The organism is Streptomyces sp. NPDC004658 (assembly GCF_040609555.1).
GTDB lineage: Bacteria > Actinomycetota > Actinomycetes > Streptomycetales > Streptomycetaceae > Streptomyces.
The window spans coordinates 1-1003 of the sequence record NZ_JBEXKG010000463.1 but is presented as its reverse complement, the minus strand read 5'-3'; the positions used below and the strand labels follow the sequence as shown (position 1 = coordinate 1003).

Sequence of the window (1003 nt, the reverse complement as noted above, 5' to 3'; positions counted from 1 at the left end):
GTCCACGGGCATCCTGCCCGTGGCGATCGGGCTGGAGGACGACGAACTGCACGAGACGTTCGCCGCCGTGGGGTAGCCCGGGCGGCAGGACGGACGACGGGGAGACTACGCGACTCCGGCCGAGGCAGAACCGGCCGCGAGCCGGTCCCCGATGGCTCGCAGCCCTGCGAGGTCATGGACATCTCCGGGCAGCGCGGCCACCGCGGTCACGGCCACCTCGGGGTGCAGTGCGGTGAAGCGGTCGCGTGTGCGCTGTTCGCGCGCGACCACCTGCATCCGCTCGGCGTGCAGACGCAACAGACCGGCCGTCAGCTGTTCGACGGTCACCGGGGGTGTGGTCGCGGGTTCTGTGGTCGCCGGGTCCATCTCGGCGTTGGTACGGGCGTCGGCATCCAGCTCCGGGACGTCGGCGGGCTCGTGCTCCGAGGCGTGCTCGGCCGGTTCGGGGGTGGCGGCTCCTGCGGTGTCCGGGGTCGGTGCGGAACCGGCCGCGGGGGATTCGGCGGGCTCACGAAGTCCAGCCTTCCCGGCCCCCTGATCCACAATGCCGTCGGCATCAAGATTTTCTGCGGCGGCCAGCGCGCGCTCCGCGGAGAGCCGGGCGGCGTCACTGCCGTGGACCCGGTTGAGCACCAGGCCGGCGAGCGGCATGTCCTCCGCGGCCAGCCGCTCCACGAAGTACGCCGCTTCGCGGAGCGCGTCCCGCTCCGGGGTCGCGACGACGAGAAACGCCGTGCCGGGTGCCTGGAGAAGCTTGTACGTGGCATCGGCGCGGGTGCGGAATCCGCCGAACATGGTGTCCATCGCGGCGACGAACGTCTGGACGTCCCGCAGGAACTGGCCGCCGAGCAGCTTGCCCAGCGTCCCGGTCATCATCGACATGCCCACGTTGAGGAACTTCATTCCGGCCCGGCCGCCCATTTTCGCCGGGGCCATGAGCAGCTTGATGAACTTCCCGTCCAGGAAGGAGCCGAGCCGTTTCGGTGCGTCCAGGAAATCCAGC

General features: G+C 70.8%; 1 pseudogene. It reads right to left on the bottom strand.

Going from position 1 to position 1003, the window contains the following annotated elements:
• Window positions 1-105: 105 nt before the first annotated feature.
• A pseudogene (locus ABZV94_RS42180) lies at window positions 106-1003 on the bottom strand (ArsA family ATPase); the annotation flags it as partial.